This is a genomic window from Flagellimonas spongiicola (genome assembly GCF_023502425.1).
GTDB classification, from domain to species: Bacteria; Bacteroidota; Bacteroidia; order Flavobacteriales; family Flavobacteriaceae; genus Flagellimonas; species Flagellimonas spongiicola.
In genome coordinates this window covers 333,927-348,826 of the sequence record NZ_JAMFMA010000001.1, presented here as the reverse complement: position 1 = coordinate 348,826, position 14,900 = coordinate 333,927, and the positions used below count along the sequence as shown (strand labels likewise).

General features: G+C 39.0%; 17 protein-coding genes. 9 read left to right on the top strand and 8 right to left on the bottom strand.

Going from position 1 to position 14,900, the window contains the following annotated elements:
- Positions 1–15 precede the first annotated feature (15 nt).
- From M3P19_RS01700 to M3P19_RS01685, 4 genes are all read left to right on the top strand, one after another.
- Positions 16–657, top strand: a complete 642-nt coding sequence (locus M3P19_RS01700) for a peroxiredoxin (protein WP_249655884.1) — start codon at positions 16–18, stop codon at positions 655–657.
- Positions 658–778: 121 nt separating this feature from the next.
- Complete coding sequence (locus M3P19_RS01695) at positions 779–1,294, top strand: hypothetical protein (RefSeq protein WP_249655883.1); 516 nt, start codon at positions 779–781, stop codon at positions 1,292–1,294.
- A 2-nt stretch (positions 1,295–1,296) separates the two neighbouring features.
- Positions 1,297–2,049 (top strand): LVIVD repeat-containing protein, encoded by a 753-nt coding sequence (locus M3P19_RS01690; RefSeq protein WP_249655882.1) that lies wholly within the window; start codon positions 1,297–1,299, stop codon positions 2,047–2,049.
- A 108-nt stretch (positions 2,050–2,157) separates the two neighbouring features.
- Positions 2,158–2,352, top strand: a complete 195-nt coding sequence (locus tag M3P19_RS01685; RefSeq protein WP_249655881.1) for a cold-shock protein — start codon at positions 2,158–2,160, stop codon at positions 2,350–2,352.
- Positions 2,353–2,803: 451 nt separating this feature from the next.
- Here the strand turns inward: M3P19_RS01685 and M3P19_RS01680 are convergent, their stop codons facing one another.
- Positions 2,804–3,736 carry a peptidylprolyl isomerase gene (locus M3P19_RS01680; RefSeq protein ID WP_249655880.1) on the bottom strand — a complete coding sequence of 311 codons (933 nt, stop codon included), beginning with the start codon at positions 3,734–3,736 and terminating at the stop codon, positions 2,804–2,806.
- A 392-nt stretch (positions 3,737–4,128) separates the two neighbouring features.
- On the opposite strand from M3P19_RS01680, the gene M3P19_RS01675 reads away from it, so the two are divergent.
- The 4 genes from M3P19_RS01675 (at position 4,129) to M3P19_RS01660 (ending at position 6,276) form a co-directional block, all read left to right on the top strand.
- Positions 4,129–4,617, top strand: a complete 489-nt coding sequence (locus M3P19_RS01675; RefSeq protein WP_249655879.1) for a hypothetical protein — start codon at positions 4,129–4,131, stop codon at positions 4,615–4,617.
- A gap of 39 nt (positions 4,618–4,656) precedes the next feature.
- Positions 4,657–5,139: a hypothetical protein gene (locus M3P19_RS01670; RefSeq protein WP_249655878.1), complete on the top strand. Its 483-nt coding sequence runs from the start codon at positions 4,657–4,659 to the stop codon at positions 5,137–5,139.
- A gap of 86 nt (positions 5,140–5,225) precedes the next feature.
- Complete coding sequence (locus M3P19_RS01665) at positions 5,226–5,720, top strand: hypothetical protein (RefSeq protein ID WP_249655877.1); 495 nt, start codon at positions 5,226–5,228, stop codon at positions 5,718–5,720.
- Positions 5,721–5,769: 49 nt separating this feature from the next.
- Positions 5,770–6,276 (top strand): hypothetical protein, encoded by a 507-nt coding sequence (locus M3P19_RS01660; RefSeq protein WP_249655876.1) that lies wholly within the window; start codon positions 5,770–5,772, stop codon positions 6,274–6,276.
- 48 nt (positions 6,277–6,324) lie between these two features.
- Here the strand turns inward: M3P19_RS01660 and M3P19_RS01655 are convergent, their stop codons facing one another.
- Both M3P19_RS01655 and M3P19_RS01650 read right to left on the bottom strand, forming a co-directional pair.
- The gene (locus M3P19_RS01655; protein WP_249655875.1) at positions 6,325–7,722 is read right to left on the bottom strand and encodes a M20/M25/M40 family metallo-hydrolase; all 1,398 of its coding nucleotides are present in this window, start codon (positions 7,720–7,722) and stop codon (positions 6,325–6,327) included.
- Positions 7,722–8,603, bottom strand: coding sequence for a PPK2 family polyphosphate kinase (locus M3P19_RS01650; protein ID WP_249655874.1), 882 nt, complete (start codon positions 8,601–8,603; stop codon positions 7,722–7,724). The genes M3P19_RS01655 and M3P19_RS01650 overlap by 1 nt, the downstream gene beginning before the upstream one ends.
- Positions 8,604–8,781: 178 nt before the next feature.
- On the opposite strand from M3P19_RS01650, the gene M3P19_RS01645 reads away from it, so the two are divergent.
- Positions 8,782–9,495: a hypothetical protein gene (locus tag M3P19_RS01645; protein ID WP_249655873.1), complete on the top strand. Its 714-nt coding sequence runs from the start codon at positions 8,782–8,784 to the stop codon at positions 9,493–9,495.
- A gap of 3 nt (positions 9,496–9,498) precedes the next feature.
- Here the strand turns inward: M3P19_RS01645 and M3P19_RS01640 are convergent, their stop codons facing one another.
- The 5 genes from M3P19_RS01640 to M3P19_RS01620 are packed head-to-tail and all read right to left on the bottom strand — an operon-like array spanning position 9,499 to position 14,743.
- On the bottom strand, positions 9,499–10,662 hold the full coding sequence (locus tag M3P19_RS01640) for a sigma-54-dependent transcriptional regulator (protein ID WP_249655872.1): 1,164 nt from the start codon (positions 10,660–10,662) through the stop codon (positions 9,499–9,501).
- 10 nt (positions 10,663–10,672) lie between these two features.
- Positions 10,673–11,539: a DUF6268 family outer membrane beta-barrel protein gene (locus tag M3P19_RS01635; RefSeq protein ID WP_249655871.1), complete on the bottom strand. Its 867-nt coding sequence runs from the start codon at positions 11,537–11,539 to the stop codon at positions 10,673–10,675.
- 32 nt (positions 11,540–11,571) lie between these two features.
- Positions 11,572–12,465, bottom strand: coding sequence for a mechanosensitive ion channel family protein (locus tag M3P19_RS01630; RefSeq protein WP_249655870.1), 894 nt, complete (start codon positions 12,463–12,465; stop codon positions 11,572–11,574).
- A 6-nt stretch (positions 12,466–12,471) separates the two neighbouring features.
- Entirely contained in the window at positions 12,472–13,815 is a 1,344-nt protein-coding gene (locus tag M3P19_RS01625) for an ABC transporter permease (protein ID WP_249655869.1), read from the bottom strand.
- Positions 13,805–14,743 carry an ABC transporter ATP-binding protein gene (locus M3P19_RS01620; protein ID WP_249655868.1) on the bottom strand — a complete coding sequence of 313 codons (939 nt, stop codon included), beginning with the start codon at positions 14,741–14,743 and terminating at the stop codon, positions 13,805–13,807. The genes M3P19_RS01625 and M3P19_RS01620 overlap by 11 nt, the downstream gene beginning before the upstream one ends.
- Between the last annotated feature and the right edge of the window lie 157 nt (positions 14,744–14,900).

Genomic DNA, 14,900 nt, shown 5'->3' with positions numbered 1-14,900 from the left:
TTAATACAAAAACATATGGCAACTATACGATTAGGCGATACCGCCCCTGATTTTACGGCTGAAACTTCACAAGGAACCTTAAACTTTTATGAATACCTCGGTGAAGGATGGGGGATTCTATTTTCGCATCCAGCGGATTTTACACCTGTTTGCACAACCGAACTTGGGACTGCTGCAAAATTCAAGGGAGAGTTTGACAAACGAAACGTAAAAATGATGGCGCTAAGTGTGGATGGAGCAGCTTCCCATGCTGAATGGATCAAGGACATCAACGAAACCCAAAATACACAGATCAATTTCCCAATAATCGCTGATGAGGATCGAAAAGTCTCTGATCTGTACGATATGATACACCCCAATGCGGATGATACGCTAACTGTACGTTCAGTCTTTATTGTAGGGCCGGACAAGAAAATCAAACTGATTTTGACTTACCCTGCTTCCACTGGACGAAATTTTTATGAATTACTGCGTGTGGTGGATTCGCTGCAACTTACAGCCTATCATAAAGTAGCTACGCCAGCCAACTGGGAAAGTGGAGAAAAGGTGGTTGTTAGTCCAGCTATTCCAACAATCGAAGCAAGAGAAATGTTCAGTAAGGGTGTTGAAGAGGTAAAACCGTATTTGCGATTGACACCAGACCCTACCGTGTCATAAATCGAATCTCAAAACAATTTTAAACCTCCTTTTAGGAGGTTTTTTTGTATAAATAACTTTTTTTTAACTTGGGAACACGCAATATAACCCCTACCCCAAATCTTATTCTAAAACATTAACCATGAAGAACTTCTCAAAATTGGGGTTGGTCATTGTCTTATTACTACAATCGTGTTGGTGGTATAGTGACGATATCGATGATACCATCGAGCCCTTTGACTATTCGCAGTACGAACCTGTTTACCTTTCCAGGGAAATGTTGGAAAATTCCATCGCCTTGGAAAACCCGAAACCCATTTACAGCTCTGGTAAAATCTATATTAAAGAAAATCTATTATTTATAAATGAAATCCGTGAAGGCTTTCATGTTTTTGATAATAGCAATCCTCAAAACCCAATAAAAATCAAATTTATCAGCGTGCCTGGAGCAACTGATTTGGCAATCCGGAACAATGCGCTTTACATCAACCAGGCCACGGACCTCATAGCTGCCCAATTGAGTCCTGACCTTAGCACCATCTCCGTGACTAAACGCGTCAAGGAAACCTTTCCAGAATTGATTTCACCAGACGGTTACTACCCATATGACGTTCCTGAAAACAGCGTAGTAGTAAACTGGAACCTTAAAAACGATTAGCCATGAAGAAAATAATAGCATTATGCAGTTTTTTGATATTCTTGGTTGTATTCGCCTGCAGCAGCGATTCCTCCAGTTCTGATGAAAATGCTGGTCCCACTGTAGACGGACAAGGTGGGTCTTTGGCAACCTTTACATTGAAAGGAAATTATCTATACGTTGTTGATGAATTTGACTTGCAAGTTTTCAATTTGGACGAGCAATTGCAACCCGTATTCGTAAATAAAATGAATATTGGCTTTGGTATTGAAACTCTCTTTAGTTATCGAAATTACTTGTACATCGGTTCTAGGACAGGTATGTTCATCTACAGTTTGGATAACCCTGAATTTCCTGAAAAACTATCCAATGTGGAACATTTTACGGCTTGTGATCCTGTGGTGGCAAATGCAACTCATGCTTTTGTAACCCTACATTCCGATACTTTTTGCGGTAATGACATCAATCTTTTGGAAATCTATGATGTAACGGATGTCACAAACCCAATACTGGTAAGTAGTAGGAATTTGATATTTCCACGTGGATTGGGCCTTTATGGTAATTACCTAATTGTGTGCGACGATGAGATCAAGGTATTTGATGTAAGTGACCCTTCGAATTCCAAATTGGTAAAGGCAATTGATAAAAAGGCGTTTGACGTAATCATCAATGGTGATCTGTTAATTGCAATCGGGGAAACGGGATTGTTCCAATTTCAATTAAATGCCTTGGAGGATTCTGTAGACTTTTCATTGCTAAGTACCATCAGTTTTTAAAAATTCAATTGTAGGTTTTAGACTAAGCTTAGATTAAATTATTGTAAACCCTCCAGTGTCAGGTAATTTAGTATTACCTTCGCGGCTCAATAATCTTAATATAATAAAATGAGTAAAGGAACAGTTAAATTCTTCAATGATTCAAAAGGTTATGGCTTTATCACTGAAGATGGTTCAAACACAGATCACTTTGTACACATTTCTGGCTTAATTGACGAAATAAGAGAAGGTGACGTTGTAGAATTTGAATTACAACGAGGTAAAAAAGGAATGAACGCCGTTAACGTACAAGTTATCGAATAGGACAAGTAATTACTTTCTATATGCAACCCGAGATAATATCTCGGGTTTTTTTGTTTAAAATTTTGTTTAACCAATACGCAACCTATTTGGTGTAATTAATCTAAAGATTAAACAAACACCGTTCCCCAAAACCATTAAACAAAATTTCCATGAATACTTTTTTTGTTATTCTTTCCATTTTATTGGCGATTAACTTGGCCCTGATTTTAATCAGCGTCAATAGTCAAAAAAAATAACACAATATAGTAGGGTATTTCTTCGTTCAATTGTTATTCAACCGAGACGAAAACACAATCTGAATAGCTAAAACCATTAACTATGGGCACATTTTTTACCGTACTGCTATTATTGATAGCCCTTAATTTCTGCTTATTATTGATAAGCGTGAATCGTTCAAAATAAAAAAAGCTTCCTAAAAGGAAGCTTTTTCTTTTCTATTCTACTGATTTGATTACTTAACGTTCATCAATTCAACATCAAATATCAGGGTAGCATCAGGGGGAATTACACCACCAGCGCCTGCACTACCATAAGCCAAATTGGATGGAATTACAAAACGCGCTTTGTCTCCTACTTTCAACAAACCAATTCCTTCATCCCAACCTGGAATAACTTGACCAACACCTAAGGTAAAATCAATGGGTTGGTTTCTGCTATAAGAAGAATCAAAAACCTGACCATTGGTTAAGCTGCCTTCATAATGTACGGAAACTGTTTTCCCTTTCTCGGCTTGTGCACCACTTCCTTTTTGAATCATTTGGTAACGCAATCCACTTTCTGTTTTTTCAAAGCCAGCAGCCAATTTCTCCATTTCAGCTTCTGCTCTTGCTTTAGCTTCAGCAATTCGTTTTTCGCGCGCACCTTCAAACGTTCTAAATGCCTCAATGGCATTCCATCCTTCTGCCTCGCCGCCTACTCTTACAATTTCAAGAGTTTCTATGGAATCTCCTTGGGCAATGGCATCCACTACTTCCTGACCGTGTGCTACATGTCCAAAAACCGTGTGCTTGTTATCCAACCAGGGTGTGGCAACATGGGTAATGAAAAACTGACTTCCGTTGGTACCTGGTCCAGCATTGGCCATAGATAACACACCTGGTCCTTCATGGGTTAATTCTGGATGAAATTCATCATCAAATTTATAACCTGGGTCTCCTGTTCCGGTTCCTTGAGGACAACCACCCTGAATCATAAAATCGGCGATAACCCTATGGAATTTCAATCCATCGTAATAAGGTTTCCCTTGTTGTTTTGCACTGTTTTCCATGTTCCCTTCCGCTAGGGCAACAAAATTACCCACAGTACCTGGAGTTTTATCGTGTGTGAGTTTTACCAAAATCTCACCTTTGGTGGTATTGAATTTTGCGTAGATTCCGTCTTGCATTTTTCTAGAATATTTAGTTAATCGACTGCTCGATTCTTCAAAATTAAGGCTGCAAAGGTACGGGATTTAATTGGGGTAAATAAGTCTAACATGCGCTAAAAACAACTTAACATCAAGGGTATAGCTTTCCATATTTTATCACCATGTTGCTTTTGGAAAAATCCGAATCGCCATGTTTGTTATCCAATTGCAAACATTTAATTACGGCTGTTTTTAGCATCAATTTTTGCTTTACCCACAATTTCACTAGGTTTAGCATTATTCCACGCTATTCCCATCAGTACCTCAAGGGATAGTACAACCTCATAAGATTTTATAACGCAGTACTGCCTGCATCCATGCGAATGTAAGGCTCACTATATGTTTAACTTAAATTTTAAACCACAAAGCTTATGAGAACCCAAATCAAAATTCGACTTTTTATTGCGCTAGTTGTGCTAATCGCTTCATCCTGCTCACAAGAAGATGTCAGCAATCCCGAAGAATTCAAAGTGGCTAAACAACAGGTCCAGTTTGATTTCAATACAACGGAAGAATACCAAGAAGAAGGCCAAAATCACTTTGATGTAACCGTCATTTCCATCAATCCTCTGATTATCTATTCTTTAGAATTGGAGGCGTTTCAAGTTTCTGGCGATGGTTCTGATGAGCTCATGGCAGGTATTGTGCCTAAAGGCAGCTTTCCTAACTTAACTCCTGCAAGTAACAAACCTTGCGGTTTTCAGTTTGAAGAAGGTTATAAGTACGACTTGAATAAAAATTGTTTTGTATTTGGTGTCTGGAGTCAATGGCCAGATTGTACCATCCATTTCCATCCCTACACCGCGGAAAAACTAAAGCATGAAATATGTCTTTCAACATTCTTTCTTCCTGAAGCGTAACTCAAGTATTTTTTATTCATTCTAATACTATATCAAACTATGAGAACCCAAATCAAAATTCTAATTTTTATTGCGCTAGTCGTGCTAATTGCTTTATCCTGCTCCAAGGAAGAAGTAAGCAATCCCGAAGAATTCAAAGTGGCTAAACAACAGGTCCAGTTTGATTTCAATACAACTGAAGAACCGCAAGAAGAAGACCAAAATCAGTTTAATGCAACCATTAGCTCTGTGGACCCATTGGTTATTGAATCCGAAGAATTGGAGATCTTCACCTATTTAGACCATGAAACGAACACCCATGTGGAAGGTGTTGTTAAAATAGGAACCTCCTCAAATTTAGAGGCCGATAATGGTGAACCTTGTGAAGAAGAGACAATACCTGGATATTTGTTTAACCCTCAAACATCATGCTTTCATTCAGGTTATTATAAGGTATTTCCTGATTGTAATTTTATTTTCTTTACCTATCCATTTCAATCACCTGTTTTTTGTCTTTCAGATGTAGCTAATGTTCTTCACTGAAAAGATTTTATTACGTAGTACTGCCTGCATCCAAGCGAATGTAAGGTTCACTTTATGTCTAACTTAAATTTTAAAACTCAATGCTTATGAGAACCCAAATCAAAATTCCAATTTTCATTGCGCTAATCGCGCTATTCGTTTTATCCTGTTCGCAAGAAGATGTCAGCAACCCTGAAGAATTCAAAGTAGCCAAACAACAGGTCCAGTTTGATTTCAATACAACTGAAGAATCATTAGGAGAAGGCCAAAATGAATTTAATGCGACCATCGTCTCTATAGACCCATTGGCTATTGAATCCGAGGAATTGGAGGTCTTCACGTATTTTGACCACGAAACGAACACGTATGTGGAAGGTATTGCTAAAATAGGAACCTCCTCAAAATTAGAGGCCGATAATGGTGAACCTTGTGAGACAGAAATCTGGTACGGTTATGTTTTCAACCCCTACGACCTTTGCTTTTATTATGGATCATTTATGCAAACTATTGATTGCAGTGTTACCTTTTCCAGTTATAAATGGAAAATACATGATATGCATCCTTGGCATTTCTGCCTTAAGGATGTTGTAGTAGTCCTTTAATACCAAAGTGTAATCAATTCAATAATTAACTATAACCAAAAACTTACTTATGAGAACCCAAGTCAATTTTCCTATTTTCATCGTGCTAATCGCACTATTCGCTTTTTCCTGCTCACAAGAAGATGTCAGCACTCCTGAAGTATTCAAAGTGGCCAAACAACAGGTTCAGTTTGATTTCAATACAACTGAAGAAGCGCAAGAAGAAGGCCAAAATCAGTTTAATGCTACCATTAGCTCTGTGGACCCTTTAGTCCTAGAATCCGCTGAATTGGAAGTGTTTGAGTATTTTGACCATCAATCCAATACGGTTAAAAAGGGAATGGTAAAAAAGGACTCCAATACTTTGCTGCAATTAACAAATTCCAATGATGGACCTTGTGAGAAGAAATATTGGGACGGATACATCTGGAGTCCCCACACTTTATGCTTTTATGGAGGTTATTTTACTCAGTATCCTAATTGCTATATTGAATTCACTCAATGGGATCCTGAGTGGCACGGTGAAGGTGTACCAGGCGATATTGTTTGTATAGCTGATCTGCTTACTGGTCTTTAGTCAAAAAAGCTCTTGTTCAATAAAAAAAAAGAAGGGTAGAAATAAAAACTACCCTTTTATTTTATCTGAAGTAATCGTTCCGTATTTATCTATCAAATACACCAAACTGGCCATAGAAGCAGCGCCCAATTGCAATTCGCGTTGGTTAACGTGCTCAAAGGTGTCATTTTCAGCATGGTGGTGGTCAAAATAGCGTTGGGAATCCGGAACCAAACCAGCCAAAACCAAATCATCGGTTTTTAATGGTCCAATATCTGCTCCTCCATATCCTTTCACAAATAAATGGATCAAATAAGGCTCAAATAATTTTTTCCAACTTTGGACCTGCGCCAAATTCTCATCGGAACAATCAAATGAAAAACCGCGTGGTGTAAATCCACCGGCATCACTTTCCAAGGCAAATACGTGCTTTTCATTTTTTGCACGCGCTACCTCAGCATATTTGTTACCGCCACGCAAACCATTTTCTTCATTCATAAAAAGTACCACTCTTAAAGTTCTTTTAGGTCTGTAACCTGTTTCCTTTAATAGTCGCAGCACGTCCATACTTTGCACGCAGCCCGTTCCATCATCATGTGAACCATCACCTAAATCCCAAGAATCCAAGTGGCCACCAACCACCATAATCTCATTTGGATGGATTGTTCCTTTAATTTCCCCTATTACGTTATAGGACTCCACATCGTCAAATTGCTTGCAATTTTGCTTAAAATAGAACTTGATAGCTGGATTCAACTTTAAGGTTGCACTTAAAAGTTCAGCTCCTTTTGTGCTAATTGCTGCTGCAGGAACCCGTTCAGCAACTGGTGTTTCCCCATAGCTCATGGATCCCGTATGCGGGTAATCATCCAAACGAAGGTTCATAGAACGGACAATAACCCCAGCAGCGCCATATTTGCCTGCTTCGGCAGCTCCTGAGTAACGTTGATCTACACAACCAGAATAGGCAGAAAATGTACTTATTTGTGTCGGATCCATCGGACGATTGTAAAAAACAATTTTCCCTTCGATTTTCTCGCGACCCAATTTTTCCAAATCCTCAATTCCTTGCACTTCCACCACATTGGTTTTGATGCCGCCATCTGGGGTTGCCACGGAACCGCCCAAAGCGCAAATCGGGACATTGGTTGTTAAACCTGGTTTTGTTTCTATGTATGCAAACTCTGGAGTACCCCTAACCCATTTTGGCACCATCACGGGTTGCAACCACACACGGTCAAGACCTAAGGAATCCAATTGTCCTTTAGTATAATCCACCGCTTGTTGTGCTTGCACGGATCCTGAAAGTCGCCCACCGATTTGATTGGATAAATAGTTCAACCAATCATAGGCCTTTCCTTCGGTCAAGGCCAAATCGTAAATGGCCTTCATTTGTTTTTCATCCTCAGATTGGGCAAAATTTGTAGCAGAGATCAATAAAAGAATCAGGAGTAGGGATGTTCTCATTAGCTTTCTTTTTCTAGTTCTTGTTTGAAGGTTTCTAAATTAGCTTTTATTTCGTCATCAAGCTCTGGTTCCTCAATATCTTTGTACTTTTTTAACGCATCCAATAGTATAGAAGCCACGATTACCCTGGCGGCTTTTTTGTTGTCTGCAGGAATAACATACCAAGGCGCATGTTCCTTACTGGTTTTATTGATAGCCAACTCGTAGCAGTCCTGGTATTTATCCCATAGCTTTCGCTCTTTTAGATCACCGGGTGAAAATTTCCAGTTCTTCTCTCTTAATCGTATTCTTCGAAGCAAACGCTGACGCTGTTCTTCTTTTGATAGATGTAAAAAGAACTTGAACACCAAAGTGCCATTTTCAGCAATGTGTCGTTCAAAGTCATTGATCTGACGGTATCTGTTTTCCCAAAATGCTTCATCGATATCGTTAACCGAGTTGACTCCAGGTATATTTTCACCTAAAATATAGCCGGGATGAACTTTGGTCACCAATACGTTTTCATAATGTGTACGGTTAAACACACTGAATTTTCCCCGAGCAGGTAGGGCTATATAATGTCGCCAGAGGTAATCATGCTTCAGTTCCAATTCCGTAGGTACTTTAAAACTATGCACCGTAACGCCACGCACATTGAAATCCTTGAAAACTTCCCTGATCAAACTATCCTTGCCCGCCGTATCCATGCCCTGAAGGCATACGAGTACGCCATACTTGCCATGGGCATAGAGTTTATCTTGGAATTTGCCCAATTCCTCCCTTATTTCTTCCAATTTGTTTTTAAGGTCCTTACTCGAACTTCCGAAATCCTCGTAGGTAGGCCGTTCCTGCAGTTTTATGGCCTTTTGAATGCGATATTGGTCTAAATCCCTGTTTTCCATGGGAATGAATATAGTTGTTTTTGCGCATTACTTCAACCATCGACCAAAAAGTGCCATTCATCGATACTAAGGTCATTTCGTAGTAGAAGTTCGTTTTTTATCGATTTTTTTTACCGTTAGCGGACTCTTCCTCTAAATTCGTAGGAAACATAAGACGCAATATCCCAAATCTAGCGTTATGAAAACAAGAAAGGTTATCCTACTTATAGTCTTTATCTTGGGCATTGTCAGCCTCTTGATATTGTCTTCCTTTATCTCCCGAAGTGCTTGCGAATACGCACACGCCAATCTTGATTACATAAAAATCAAGACTGAAGCTGCTATAGGTGCTGATAACTATGAGCAGTCTAAATACCATGCCTTTAAAGCTTTGAATAGTATAGAAAAAACCAGAGCCAATTTTGTGGATTGTGGTTGTAATGGTACAATAGAGAGTTTAGAAGCTGCTTTGTTCTATTTAAAGGATGCTACAAAAGCAAAGTCATTTTCTTCATCTAAACGATACCTACATACAGCTTTGGAAAATTTGGAGATTGGAAGCAAAGTATTAAAAGTTTTTGAACAGGACTCCATTGACAGCAACGTCAATCAAGTGCTGTTGGACAATACTCAAGATGCCTTGAATGACCATGAAGTGATTATCTTAAGCGATATGGACCCCATTAAATCCCAAGTACACAATTGTCTTTTAGGATTTGAATCGTCATTAGCCAAAGTTGTTACTGATGTGGATTGTAAGGAAGCTTATGCCTTTATTTCCAATATCCATGAAGACGCTGGTGAAACATTGTTGAATACGGAATTGTCCGCTCATAAAAAGGAATACCACAATAGAGTGCGGACTATTGCCATGAGTGCATTAAATCGTTTAGGAAAATGTAACAACGAATAACGTTTATTTGCTAGCAAATAATTTAACGTCCTCCTCTGAAATTTCAGCGCCTCCCAAAATTGTAAGACGTTCAACAACATTACGCAACTCCCGGACATTCCCTGTCCAGTCATAACTTTTCAATAGATCCATTGCCTTTTTTGCGAATTTTTTCGGGACAGCACCTTGTTCGGTAGCGATTTTCTTTACAAAATGTTCCACCAAAATTGGAATATCATCCCTTCGGTCATTAAGCGCTGGAACTTTGATAAGAATTACCGCCAAACGGTGATATAGATCCTCACGGAACTTACCTTCCGCAATTTCCTTTTTTAAGTCTTTATTGGTAGCAGCCAACACACGCACATCAACTTTAATGTCCTTGTCTGTACCAACCCTTGAAATTTTGTTCTCTTGCAAAGCTCGAAGCACCTTGGCTTGGGCAGAAAGACTCATATCGCCTATTTCGTCCAAGAATATGGTTCCCTTATTGGCAGCTTCAAATTTACCGGCTCTATCCTTTACTGCGGAAGTAAATGCGCCTTTCACATGACCAAAAAGCTCACTTTCTATCAATTCTGAAGGTATGGCTGCGCAATTCACTTCAATAAATGGAGAAGCAGATCTTGGGCTTTTTTGATGTAACCAATGTGCTACCAGCTCTTTACCTGTACCATTTGGGCCTGTAATAAGGACGCGGGCATCGGTTGGTGCCACTTTCTCAATCATATCCTTGATTACACCTATTTCCTTGCTTTCCCCAATCATTTCGTAGTTCTTGGAAACCTTTTTTTTCAGTTTCTTGTTTTCTACAACAAGTTCCTTGCGATCTAAAGCATTTCTTACGGTGGTAAGTAATCTGTTTAAATCCGGAGGTTTTGAAATGTAATCAAATGCTCCAAGACGCATGGTGTTTACCGCGGTATCCAAATCCCCATGGCCAGAAATCATGATGAAGGGTATCTCTGGCTTGATTTTACTTGCGGCTTCCAAGACTTCCACGCCATCCATTTTAGGCATTTTTATATCACAGAGCACCAAATCAAAATCTTCTTTTTTGATGATTTCCATTCCTCTTAGACCGTCCTCCGCTTCAAGCACATTATAAGTATCACTTTCTTCACTTAAAATCTTCACCAATACTCTTCTAATGGCCGATTCATCTTCAATTACCAGTATTTTCGACATACGTTGCTTTTTAAAAGATTCCTATTTTGAATCCAGTCCGAATATAAAAATTCGCCTCGTCATTCAACAAAAAAACATCATCCCTATTGTCTGCCCTCAATTTACCTTCTTGCTCAATGGACCTTCCAACAAACGTATAAAATTTCATGCGTTTGGCTACGCTGAATTCATATCCCAATGCGGCCACCAAGGCAGATAATGATATTTTTGATGCAATTTGACTATCCGGCAAAACAATATTGTCCTGGATATTTATAAAATAGCCATCCAAGAACAATGCCATTTCCAACGAATGCTTTTTTGCAAAGTGATATTTGAAGTTGGAACGTGGTATTCCAAGCATATAGGACCAATTAGGATGGAATTTACGGTAGTAACTGATCAAAGGTAACGGAATGGGCAATCCTGTGGTACTATTATAGGACAGACCAAGTACAATGCGAAATGGTTTATCCGCCTTTGAGTTTTCTTTCCAAAAGGTTGCCGTGGCATTCATGAAAAAATCGTCAGTCAATGTACCATCCGTAAAATTTGACGCAAATCTTGGAGTCAGAATGCCGACAAAATTCCAGTTTTCATTCCATTTGGTAATAAATCCCAAATTAAAATCCACCACATGAAACCGATTTAAATCACTCTGGTCAAAGTCAAAATTTCTGGAATAACCAATGTCCAGTTTATTGTACTCAAAACCGGCGACCAAGTAATCCTTCTTAGGGTTTAGCTTGATAGGTACATTGAATAAAAACTTGTAACGTTGGGTTTTTATACCCGTATCGTTTTCTGGAATATTGAGATACTCCAACCTAAAAACATCAGAACTTTGCGCTAAGCCGATGAGCGGAAACAACACACTTAGATATACCAAGAGTGTCAATGAAGGTTTTTGATATGTTGAGGTTCTTGTTATTATTGAGGTTTTTGCTGCCCGATAATGTGCACATCCCGCTGTGGGAATGGAATAGTAACGTTGTTTTCCCTGAATTTGGTATCTATATCGTAACGTATTTTACTTTTTATTCTTAGCCCTGCAAAACTATCGTTGGTAAAAAAGTTGAGTGAGAAGAGGAGCGCTGAATCACCAAAATCATCAAAAAGGACAAAAGGTGCTGGTTTTTGCAACACCAATTTCTGTTCCGATGCCACTTCCAATAGAATATTAGTGACTAAATCCACATCACTGCCATATGCCACACCAACCCGTACACTTTCCATGGTAGTCCGATGGTTTTGCGTATAATTGAATACGATATCGCTGATAAACTTATGGTTAGGTATCACCACTACCTTATCATCCCTGGTAATGGCACGGGTAGTTCGCAATTTGATCTCGAACACCTTGCCTACCTTACCGTCTACTTCCACGATATCCCCTACCTGCAATGATTTGTCAATTATGATGAAGATTCCCCCCAAGATATCCTGAAACAGTTCTTGCAGGGCCAATCCCAAACCAACAAATAATGCGGCTGATGCCGTGATGATCAAGGTAATATCTATTCCAGCAGCACTCAAAGTAACCAGTACCACCAATAAGTAAATTACATAGTTGGCAAACTTGAATACGCTGGAGAATTTCTGTTTGTCTTCACGCTCCATTTTTCGGGTAAGCAAATGCCTTAACCACTTCAAAAGAAACTTTGTGATCACAAAGGCAACACCCAATAACAACAAAAGACCAATGGTTAGATGTATGGATTTTTCCCCTTCACCCAAATGTATCCCCATATTTAGGAACTCTTTAATGGACCCCCAAATATCTTCTTGGATAATTTCCTTTATTTCACTGGTTTCTTGCTGCATTGCCATTTAGTATCGTAACCATCGAACCAATTCCCTGTACGTTGGTCTTTTACCATACATGAGAATTCCCACCCTATAGATTTTAGCTGCTAGGTAAACGATGCCTAAGAAAGTACCGATTAAGAGTGCTATGGAAGTCAACAGCTGCCACAAAGGTACACCACCTTCACCAATTCCCGCAGGTAATCGCATCAGCATTACAATGGGCGATGTCAATGGAAAGAGCGAAAACCCTACCGCTATTGGGCCATGTGGATTGCTGAAAACGGAAAAGAATCCCACATAGATGGCCAACATCAATGGTAGTATCACTGGAAAGACAAATTGTTGTGTATCCGTTTCATTGTCAACTGCCGCACCAATTGCAGCGTAGATGGAACTATATATAAAATAGCCCAAAACAAAATAAAGTAGGAAGGATACGATCAACAAAACCCAGGGAATATTCAGTATTTCCCGGGCGTACAAAATAGTCTCATTGTCAAGTGACTGGGAAAACTGTGACATCCCATTCATTGCACCCGGTGTACTTTGTACCTCGGTCATTAGTGCTGACAGATCTATACCAGAAACCAAAACCACTACAAATAGCAATAGCGAAGCGGAAATCAACCAAATAACAAATTGTGTCATACCAGCTAATGATGTTCCAATGATCTTTCCCAACATTAGTTGAAAAGGTTTTACTGAAGAAATAATGACCTCTATAATTCGACTGGTTTTCTCCTCAATTACACTACGCATCACAAAAGTGCCATATATAATTATAAACATCATTATGGCGTAGCCAAATCCACCGCCAATAAAAGCCTTGATTTCAGTGATGCCTTTTACGCTTTTCTCACCTTCAAAGGTTGATAGGTTTAATTCAAATGGTTTTTCAATGGATGAGAATTGTTCACTGGACACCCCTAAATCCCCTAGTCTTTCTTGGCGTAACTTCCTTTGAAAAATACCCTCCAATTGTTGCGTTATCTGTGTATTGGGATTGTCCTTAGTATACAGATAGGATTGATTCGATGCTTGTTCCAATACTTCATTTTCAGGAATATGCAATAAACCATAAAGTCCCATGGAACTTGTGGAATCCTTTGCTTTTTCCAGCGTTAAATCCCTAAACTTCACAAAGGATAAATGATCTGTGCTTCCGAATTCCTCATGGAAAAAATCACTTTCGTTAAGTACGGCCACCACTCTTTTCTCACTGTCGTTTACTTTGGTCAAATAGGCGATAAGGACAATCATCCCAACAATAAGGATGGGGCTTAGAATGGTCATTATGATAAATGACTTGTTGCGCACCTTGGCCAAGTATTCCCGTTTTATGATCAACCCAAGCTTACCTGTCATTGTCCCTGTTGTTTACGGTTTGAATAAAAATATCATTGGCCGAAGGAATGGTTTCCTCAAAGCGATTAATTTTTGCCATTTGTGATAATTCTGAAAGTATTACAGAAGTCTCATTATCAGCAAGTTGCACCGAAATATCCAATTGCCTTTCCTGGGCATCAAAATTTGATGTTAACACTTGATAGCGTTCTTGAATCGTATCCAAAAATGAACCTGATTCCTCACTGACCTCCACGCCAACGTTGAAAATATTGTTCTTATAGGATTTTTTGATATCGGATAGCTTCCCATCCAATATTTTTTCAGATTTATGGATAAGCGCAATGTATTCGCATAGTTCCTCCACGGATTCCATCCGGTGTGTAGAGAAGATGATGGAGGTGCCCTTCTCCTTCAACTGCAAGATTTCGTCCTTTATGATGTTGGCATTTATAGGGTCAAAACCGCTAAATGGCTCATCAAATATCAAAAGTTTAGGTTCATGAAGAATGGTGACAATAAATTGGATTTTTTGGGCCATTCCCTTAGACAACTCTTGTATTTTTTTACCCCACCAATCCCCAATTTCAAGTTTATCAAACCAATATTTGAGTCTTTTTTTTGCTTCACTGCGTGATAACCCTTTTAATTGCGCCAAATACAACGCTTGATCTCCAACACGCATACTTTTGTAAAGTCCTCTTTCCTCAGGCAGGTATCCAATCAGTGCAATATGTTCAGGTGACAAAGGTTTTCCATTGAACAAAACTGTTCCAGTATCCGGATAGGTAATCTGATTGATTATGCGAATAAAAGTAGTTTTCCCTGCTCCGTTAGGTCCCAATAGGCCATAGATACAATTTTCAGGGATTTCCAGCGAAATGTTGCTCAAAGCTTTATGGTCTCCATAGGTTTTGGAGACGTTTTTGGCAACAAGGATGTGGTCCATCTAAACTATTTTTTCAAAGATAATTAATAGGTAAATAACCTCTATTGGCCTTAAAAACAAAACCCACCCTTAAATAAATCTAAGGATGGGAAAAAAATTGCTATGAAAAAGAAAATTAGATATTGGTTTCCCAACATCAGTTCCAAATATACGTTTT